Origin of the sequence: Nitrosomonas eutropha, from assembly GCF_003201195.1 — a bacterium.
Taxonomy (GTDB): domain Bacteria; phylum Pseudomonadota; class Gammaproteobacteria; order Burkholderiales; family Nitrosomonadaceae; genus Nitrosomonas; species Nitrosomonas eutropha.
Window position 1 is genome coordinate 46,812 of record NZ_QICQ01000017.1, and the last position, 9,204, is coordinate 56,015.

The window sequence follows — 9,204 nt, forward strand, 5'->3', positions numbered from 1 at the left end:
TGGGTATATTATCAGGTTGACTCTTTCTTAGGTAGCCGATGGAATTCATCAGGATCCGTGGTGCACGGACACATAATCTTAAAAACGTAGACCTTGATCTGCCGCGCAACCGGCTGATTGTGATCACAGGGCTATCCGGCTCCGGCAAATCTTCGCTGGCTTTCGATACGCTGTATGCGGAAGGCCAGCGGCGTTATGTTGAATCACTTTCTGCGTATGCACGGCAGTTTTTGCAATTGATGGAAAAACCGGATGTCGATCTGATCGAAGGGTTATCACCCGCCATTTCCATTGAGCAAAAAGCCACTTCGCACAACCCGCGTTCCACCGTGGGGACAGTCACCGAAATACATGATTATCTGCGCTTGCTGTTTGCCCGAACGGGAGAACCGCATTGCCCGGAGCATGGCATTGCGCTGGCGGCACAAAGTGTTTCGCAAATGGTTGATCAGGTACTGGCATTGCCGGCAGATACCCGGTTGATGATTCTTTCACCAGTAATAACCGGGCGCAAGGGCGAACAGCTGGAATTGTTTGATCAGCTGCGTTCGCAAGGATTCGTGCGCGTCCGGCTGGATGGGGAAGTGCATGATATCGACGCCCTGCCGAAGTTGCAGAAAAATAGGAAGCATACGATCGAAGTGGTGATAGATCGTCTCAAGATTTCACTGGAGATCAAACAGCGCTTAGCAGAATCTTTTGAAACAGCCTTGCACTATGCTGAAGGCAAGGCAATAGCGGTAGAAATGGATACCGGTAAGGAATACCTATTCTCTGCCAGATTCAGTTGTCCGGTATGTAGCTATGCCTTATCCGAGCTTGAACCGCGTCTATTTTCCTTCAATAATCCTGCTGGTGCGTGTCATCGCTGTGACGGGCTGGGGCAGATCACTTTTTTCGATCCGGCGCGGGTGGTGGCTTTTCCGTATTTATCACTGGCCACAGGCGCTATCAAAAGTTGGGATCGGCGTAATCAGTTCTATTTCCAGATGTTGCAGGCAGTGGCAACGCATTACCACTTCAATCTTGAAGTTCCATTCGAGCAATTGAGTGAGGCTGCACAACAGGTTGTGTTGTATGGTTCCGGCAAGGAAAAAGTCACCTTTACTTACTTCAATGAGCAAGGCAAAGCCAATCAGCAAACGCATGTGTTCGAGGGCATTATCCCCAGCCTGGAGCGCCGTTATCGGGAAACTGAATCACAAACTGTACGCGAAGAGCTGGCCAAATTTATCAATGCGCGCGTCTGTCCGGAATGTGAAGGTACACGCCTGCGCCGTGAAGCCCGCCACGTTACAGTGAATGGTGAGACAATTTTTGCAATCAGTGCCTGGCCACTGCGGCAGGCCAAACAGTTTTTTGATGAAATGAAGCTGGAAGGCCATAAGCAGGCCATCGCAGAGCGTATTGTCAAGGAAATATCCAGCCGTCTGCAGTTTCTCAACAATGTCGGGCTGGACTATCTTTCACTTAATCGATCCGCCGATACGCTTTCCGGCGGAGAGGCGCAGCGTATTCGCCTTGCCAGCCAGATCGGCTCTGGCTTGACCGGTGTCATGTATGTGCTGGATGAACCTTCGATTGGTCTGCATCAGCGTGATAATGAACGTTTACTGGAAACCCTCAAACATCTACGCGATCTCGGCAATAGCGTTATCGTGGTGGAGCATGATCAGGACGCCATCCTGCTGGCAGATCATGTCGTCGATATGGGCCCCGGCGCCGGTGAACATGGTGGACGTGTGGTTGCAGAAGGCACGCCCGCAGCGATTCAGGAAAATCCTGCCTCATTGACCGGGCAGTATCTTTCCGGAAAGTTAGCCATTGCTATCCCAGCTGCGCGTACACCTCCTGATCCGGAAAGAATACTGATCATACGCGGAGCAAGTGGTAACAATCTCAAACAGGTTGCGCTTGATTTACCGGTCGGACTGCTGGTGTGTGTGACGGGTGTTTCAGGCTCGGGAAAATCCACTTTGATTAACGATACGCTGTATCGCGCTGTGGCGCGGCATTTGTACGGCAGCTTGACTGACCCGGCGGCTTACCGGGAAATTGATGGGCTGGGCTTTTTCGATAAGGTGATTGATATCAACCAAAGCCCGATCGGACGTACTCCCCGTTCCAATCCCGCCACCTACACCGGCCTGTTCACCCCGGTGCGTGAATTATTCGCCGGTGTGCCGCAAGCCAGAGAACGCGGTTATCTGCCAGGCCGATTTTCGTTTAATGTCAAAGGCGGACGCTGTGAAGCCTGCCAGGGGGATGGTGTCATTAAGGTGGAAATGCATTTTTTGCCGGATATTTATGTTGCCTGCGATGTGTGTCATGGACAGCGTTACAACCGGGAAACATTGGAGATTCAATACAAAGGTAAAAATATCCACGAAATTCTGCAAATGACCGTTGAAAACGCACATATATTTTTTGAAGCAGTGCCGGTGATTGCCCGCAAGCTGCAAACCTTGCTGGATGTGGGACTGGGATATATCACGCTGGGACAATCTGCCACCACGCTATCTGGTGGTGAGGCGCAGCGCGTTAAACTTTCTCTGGAATTATCCAAACGTGATACTGGCCGCACACTCTATATTCTGGATGAGCCGACGACTGGTCTGCATTTTCAGGATATCGATCTGTTGCTCAAAGTGCTACACCGCCTGCGTGATAACGGGAATACTGTGGTTATTATCGAACATAATCTGGACGTTATTAAAACGGCTGACTGGATTATTGATCTTGGTCCGGAAGGTGGTGCCGGAGGCGGTAGAATCATCGCCGAGGGCACACCGGAAGCCGTGGCAGCGATGCCTGGCAGTTTTACCGGACAGTTTCTCCAGCCATTGCTTTCCAGTACTACCCAAACCTCTTCATGAATCCGCGCGAACTTCTGCTTGATAGTTTTCATGCTGCTGTTAATGCAGCTGATCCGCTGAAAATTGTGCCTTGTCATCTGCCTGAACCGCCACGCGGGAACACGCTGGTGGTTGGTGCTGGCAAAGCGGCTGCCGCCATGGCGCGCGCAGTGGAAGAGAACTGGCCAGCAGATCATCCCCTGGAAGGGATTGTGGTGACGCCTTATGGTCATGGTCTGGCGACGAACAACATCATGGTGATTGAGGCCAGTCATCCGGTACCGGATACACAAGGTGAAATGGCAGCCCGCGCCATGCTGGAATCGGCACGCATACTCACGCCAAATGATCTGCTGCTGGGACTGTTCAGTGGCGGGGGGTCCAGTCTGCTGTCTGCGCCCATTCCCGGAGTAACGCTGGATGAACTGAAATCAATTACCCGCCAGTTATTGCGTTGTGGCGCGGCAATCCAGGAAATCAATATCGTGCGCAAGCATTTATCTGTCGTACTGGGTGGCAGATTGGCAGCCGCCAGCCGGGCATCGGTACACAGTCTGATCATCTCGGATGTCACCGATAACGATCCTTCCTCCATCGCATCCGGACCCTGTGCGCCAGATCCCTCCACCTGGCAGGATGTGCTGGCACTGATAGAGCGTTATGCAATTAACATTGCTCCGCAAACCATGGGAATCCTGCAGAAAAATGTCAATACAGGCAGTAACGAAACCCCCAAACTAGGCGATCCGGTTTTCAGGAACGTGAAAAACCGGATAATCGCTACGGCGCGGCAATCACTCGCGGCGGCTGCACAGTTTTTTCGTGCACAAGGCATTACACCGCTGATTCTCGGTGACACCGTAACCGGGGAGGCAAAGGAAATCGCCAAAATGCATGCGGCCATCGCACGGGAAGTACGCCATTACAGCAACCCGTTTAAACCGCCTGTAGCCTTGATTTCCGGTGGAGAAACCACGGTAACGGTAACAGGTTCTGGCAGGGGCGGGCGCAATGCCGAGTTTCTGCTCTCGCTCGCCATCGCACTCAATGGACTGGAAGAAGTTTACGCATTGGCTTGCGATACTGACGGAATCGACGGCAACGGAACCAACGCCGGTGCAGTAATCACACCAGATACCCTCAATCGAGTAGAGCAGGCCGACGTTAATCCAGTAAGATTGCTTGATGACAATGATGCCTGGACTTTCTTTGACCAACTGGATGATCTGATTGTCACCGGCCCAACCCGCACCAATGTTAATGACTACCGGGTTGTTCTGGTTTTGTAGCTCTAAATATTGGATAGGTTTATGTCTTGGTACATGAATCAAGTATCCGGCCCACTGGAAAAAGGGCTGGATACCCAGGACATCAAATCCTGTAGAGATACCTACTGGTTTTAAAGCAATTTACGCGTAAGTTTTTCTTAACACATACTGCAAAATGCCGCCGTGACGGTAGTAATCCACTTCAATCGCGGTATCGATACGGCTGCGTAATCTGACTTCCCGGCGCGAACCATCCTGGCTGTGAATGACCAGTGTAATTTCTTGTTGCGGTTGAAGATCACCCAGCCCCAGAATATCAAATCGTTCATCGCCCTGAATACCCAGAGAAGCCATGCTATCCCCTTCTTTGAATTGCAGCGGGAGCACGCCCATGCCAATCAGGTTGCTGCGGTGGATACGTTCGTAACTCTCCGCGATTACTGCTTTGACGCCCAACAATTGTGGGCCTTTAGCTGCCCAATCACGGCTTGAACCAGCGCCATATTCTTTACCGGCAAATACTATGGTTGGTATGCCATCCTGAATATACTGCATGGCTGCATCAAAGATACTCATTTCCTTCCCGTCACGATCGCCATCGTTATAGTACAACGTAACGCTGCCTTCACTGCCAGGCACCATCAGATTTCTGATACGCACATTAGCAAATGTGCCGCGCATCATGACGCGATGATCCCCTCGACGCGAGCCATAACTATTGAAATCTGCCCGGGCAACGCCATGTGCCAGTAAATATTGCCCTGCAGGCGAAGATTCCATGATGGCGCCGGCAGGGCTGATATGGTCGGTTGTAACTGAATTACCGAGAATTGCCAGCGTACGTGCGCCATGAATGGCATCTGGCGCCTTGGTTTGATCTATTTCCAGGGAAAAATCTTCAAAAAAGGGTGGTTCGGCGATGTAAGTGGAATCCGGCCAGTCATACAACTTACCGGTAGCCGAGGTGATATCGTTCCAAAGTGTATGATCCCGAGTGAAATCACTGTATAAGCGACGGAAAGTTTCCGCCTGGGTCGCAAATTTCATCATGGATTCGATTTCTACGTTAGTTGGCCAGATATCGCGCAACCAAACAGGTTTGCCATCTTTATCCTCTCCCAGTGGTTCGCTTGTCGGATCCCTCAGTACCGTTCCAGCAATAGCATAGGCCACCACCAGTGGAGGAGATGCAAGAAAGTTGGCGCGAATATTGGAGTGAATCCTCGCCTCGAAATTGCGGTTACCGGATAATACCGCTGCGCATACCAGATCATCCTTGACAACGGTTTCTTCGATCACTTTTCGCAGTGGTCCTGAGTTTCCGATACAGGTTGTGCAACCATAACCGGCCACGTTAAAACCGAGCTGTTCAAGATAAGGTAACAAACCGGCAGTACGAAGATACTCTGTAACGACACGTGATCCAGGTGCAAGTGAAGTCTTGATATGTTTTTTGACTGCCAGGCCTTTTTCCACTGCCTTTTTTGCCAGTAAACCGGCAGCAATTAGCACACTTGGATTGGAAGTATTGGTGCAGGAAGTAATGGCAGCAATCAGTATGTCACCGTGGCGCAACTCGATTGGTTGGATCGGTGTGCCGTTGGTGGCAGTTTGAGGGGTAGGGCGGTTATTGGCCATCTCGACCACATTGCGCGCACTTCCAGGTAGTAATGCAGATTCACTTTGACTGCTGTCGGGTGCAACGCAAAGGTTGGATTGTGCATGATTGTCGCGGGTGGTATAAGTATTTCCCAATACTTCTGCCGCTTTGCCGTAGCCATTTTCCTTGATAGGTTTGCTGAATAATTCAGTGAAAGTAGATTTTAGATCTTTGAGTGCAATGCGATCCTGCGGGCGCTTCGGCCCAGCCAATGAAGGTGTGATAGTACTTAGATCTAAGGCGAGCTCCTGGCTGTAATCGATATCCCCATGGCGTGGCATGCCGAACAGCCCTTGCGCCTTGAAATAGCGTTCGAAAGCATCGATTTCTTCTTCTGTACGACCGGTATATCGGAAATAGGCAAGTGTTGCATCATCTACTGGAAAAAAGCCCATGGTTGCACCGTATTCAGGAGCCATGTTGGCAATCGTGGCGCGATCCGGCAGACTCAGCAAAGTAACACCTTCACCGAAAAATTCAACAAACTTGCCCACTACATTGGCTCTCCGTAGCATTTCTGTGACTGTCAGCACTAGATCAGTCGCGGTAACTCCCTCCTGCAGATGCCCTGTTAGATTGACGCCGACTACATCTGGCGTCAGGAAATAGATCGGTTGCCCAAGCATACCCGCTTCGGCTTCGATTCCTCCCACCCCCCATCCCACCACGCCAATACCGTTGATCATTGTGGTATGTGAATCAGTTCCAACCAGTGTATCCGGATAAATAAATCCATCCTTTTGATGTACGCCACGCGCAAGATATTCCAGATTGACCTGATGCACGATACCAATTCCGGGAGGAACCACGCCGAATGTATCGAATGCTTGCATACCCCATTTAATGAACTGGTAGCGTTCCCGATTGCGCTGGAATTCGATTTCCATGTTCCGTGCGAGTGCTTGGCTATCACCGTAATAATCTATCTGAATTGAATGATCCACCACCAGATCTACCGGTACTAGCGGTTCGATCAACTCCGGATTTTTTCCCAATCTCTTGGCTACACTGCGCATCGCGGCCAGATCAACCAACAACGGTATCCCGGTGAAATCTTGTAATACGATACGCGCCACGACAAACGGTATTTCCTGAGTGCGTTCTGCTCTTGGCTGCCAACTAGCAAGTTGTTTGACATGAGCCTCAGTGATTTTCTTGTCATCGTAATTGCGCAAAATAGATTCCAGTATGATCCGGATGGAAACTGGCAAACGCGAGATGGTTCCCAGCCCGGCTGCTTCAAGCGCAGGAAGCGAATAAAACTGGATTGTTTCACCGTTAGATAGAGGTAACGTACTTAAGCTATTGAATAAATTGTGGGCCATGATGGTTCCTTGAATAAGAGACGACGGGCATTTTGTATTTATGCAGTAACCGTTTAAGTTTATCATTCGCCACTGGCTGCAACCAAATACTTGACCTGACACCGATGGTTACAGCTTTTTTGTATTTTTAAACGGGAGAATAATGAATATCGAGCAACTAAATCAAAAATACGGAATTGGGGAGCAGGTAGTTTTTAAAGAGGGAGAAGGGGGTTTACCCTTTATTCATATCAAGAATGAAAAGGCCAATGCACTGATCTCGATTTACGGCGGACAGGTGCTTGCATTCCGGCCGATACATGCGCAAGACGATCTTCTGTTTTTAAGCAAGCGCGCCTATTATCAACAGGGCAAGGCAATCAAAGGCGGTGTGCCGATTTGCTGGCCATGGTTTGGCCCGGATCCGGAAGGTAAAGGGCGATCAGCACATGGTTTTATGCGCAATCGCATGTGGGATGTCATCGAAACATCCACAACCCCGGAAAACGGCACTCGAATCGTACTGGGATCAACCGATACCGAAGAAACACGATCCATCTGGCCACGCGCATTCATTTTGAGACTGGAAATTACCATTAGCGATACGCTCAATCTGGAGCTGATCACTCGCAATCCGGGCTCACAAGTATGTACGATCACACAGGCTTTTCATACCTACTTCAACGTGGGGGATATTCGGCAGACACATGTATCCAGCCTGGAAAACACTCGCTATATTGATAAAGTGCACGATAACCTGGAAAAAAACCAGATCGGTGCTGTCACCATTGAGGCGGAAGTGGACCGAATTTACCAGTCAGTCGATAGCAATCTCATCATTCACGATACAGCTCGCAAACGCCGTATCCGCATCACTTCTAAAGGGAACAGAACCGCCGTTGTGTGGAATCCCTGGGCAAAGATCTCGACAGAAATGGCAGATCTGGAAGATGATGATTACCTGCGTTTTATTTGTGTGGAAACCACCAATGCCGCGACAGACCGGGTTCATATCCAGCCCGGCAGTGAGTTCCGGTTGGTTGCCAATTACCGGATTGAGCAGGACTGACAGAAAATCTCCAGAATTTTCTGTTTGAAAACAAGGAAAAACAATGGCTCTAAAACTTAACATTATCACCTGTAGTACTCGCCCCGGGCGCATCGGGCCTCATGTCGCACAATGGTTCTGCGAAGCCGCTGTCCAGCATGGCAAATTTGACGTGGTACCGGTAGACCTGGCGGAATTTAATCTGCCGGTGTACAACGAGCCGGAACACCCAGTACGCCAGCAATATCAGCACGCGCATACCAAAGACTGGGCAGTCAGTGTCCACGCAGCTGATGCCTATGTATTTGTGACTCCGGAATACAATTTCGGCCCACCGCCCTCACTGCTCAACGCGCTCAACTACGTTTACAAGGAATGGAATTACAAACCTGCTGGGATTGTGAGTTATGGCGGTGTATCAGGCGGATTGCGTGCGGCCCAGATTCTGAAACAAACGCTGACTACCCTGAAAATCATGCCAATAGTGGAAGCCGTCACCATCCAGAATGTTTCCACACACGTTGATGAAAGCAAACACTTCATCCCAATTGATTCTCATCTCCGTGCTGCGACAACCTTGCTGGATGAACTGTACAAATGGGCGCAGGCGCTTAAAACACTGCGGTAATACTGCTGTTGCCAGCAGCTTCTGTTCGGGGTGGATACCTAATCTGCCCTGAATAACTGGCTGGATGCATGATGAATCTCCCTCGTCGTCGATTATCTGGAATAGGCTTTCAATCCTTCTCCTCATGGACATCCCAGTCCATTGGGCGCGCCTCGCCAGTCTGGTAGAACTGCTTCACCAGCTTCACGTAATCCAGAAAGTCCCGGTTCTCGGTTGCCAGCCGGTTGGCCATATCCCAGTCGATCTCGTCGCGCTCGCGAGCCGGAATCAAGACCTGACTTTCTGTCGGGTTCTCGGCATCCAGTTTGATCAAGCCGATGCCGTGCGCGGCGAACAGCATCCGCAATTGAACCGCCCCGGGTTTTGAGGAGGCTCCACTATCTGAGAAGATGGAGCCATGAACAAATCAAATAAATATTCCCCCGAAGTAAGAGCGCGCGC

General features: G+C 50.4%; 6 protein-coding genes. 4 read left to right on the top strand and 2 right to left on the bottom strand.

What is annotated here, in order from left to right; translation table 11 throughout:
• The first annotated feature begins 38 nt into the window (after nucleotides 1-38).
• Together uvrA and C8R14_RS07665 are read left to right on the top strand one after the other, a co-directional pair.
• Complete coding sequence (gene uvrA, locus C8R14_RS07660; RefSeq protein ID WP_011635428.1) at nucleotides 39-2,876, top strand: excinuclease ABC subunit UvrA; 2,838 nt, start codon at nucleotides 39-41, stop codon at nucleotides 2,874-2,876.
• On the top strand, nucleotides 2,873-4,144 hold the full coding sequence (locus tag C8R14_RS07665; protein WP_011635427.1) for a glycerate kinase type-2 family protein: 1,272 nt from the start codon (nucleotides 2,873-2,875) through the stop codon (nucleotides 4,142-4,144). Before uvrA ends, C8R14_RS07665 begins: the two co-directional genes overlap by 4 nt.
• A 120-nt stretch (nucleotides 4,145-4,264) precedes the next feature.
• Here C8R14_RS07665 and C8R14_RS07670 read toward each other — a convergent pair whose 3' ends face one another.
• Nucleotides 4,265-7,108 (bottom strand): aconitate hydratase, encoded by a 2,844-nt coding sequence (locus C8R14_RS07670; protein WP_011635426.1) that lies wholly within the window; start codon nucleotides 7,106-7,108, stop codon nucleotides 4,265-4,267.
• 142 nt (nucleotides 7,109-7,250) lie between these two features.
• Between C8R14_RS07670 and C8R14_RS07675 the strand changes: the two genes are divergently transcribed.
• The gene (locus C8R14_RS07675; protein WP_011635425.1) at nucleotides 7,251-8,156 is read left to right on the top strand and encodes a D-hexose-6-phosphate mutarotase; all 906 of its coding nucleotides are present in this window, start codon (nucleotides 7,251-7,253) and stop codon (nucleotides 8,154-8,156) included.
• A 43-nt stretch (nucleotides 8,157-8,199) separates the two neighbouring features.
• Nucleotides 8,200-8,763 carry an NADPH-dependent FMN reductase gene (locus tag C8R14_RS07680; protein WP_011635424.1) on the top strand — a complete coding sequence of 188 codons (564 nt, stop codon included), beginning with the start codon at nucleotides 8,200-8,202 and terminating at the stop codon, nucleotides 8,761-8,763.
• A gap of 109 nt (nucleotides 8,764-8,872) precedes the next feature.
• Here C8R14_RS07680 and C8R14_RS07685 read toward each other — a convergent pair whose 3' ends face one another.
• The gene (locus C8R14_RS07685; RefSeq protein WP_204987599.1) at nucleotides 8,873-9,103 is read right to left on the bottom strand and encodes an HrgA protein; all 231 of its coding nucleotides are present in this window, start codon (nucleotides 9,101-9,103) and stop codon (nucleotides 8,873-8,875) included.
• Nucleotides 9,104-9,204: the final 101 nt, after the last annotated feature.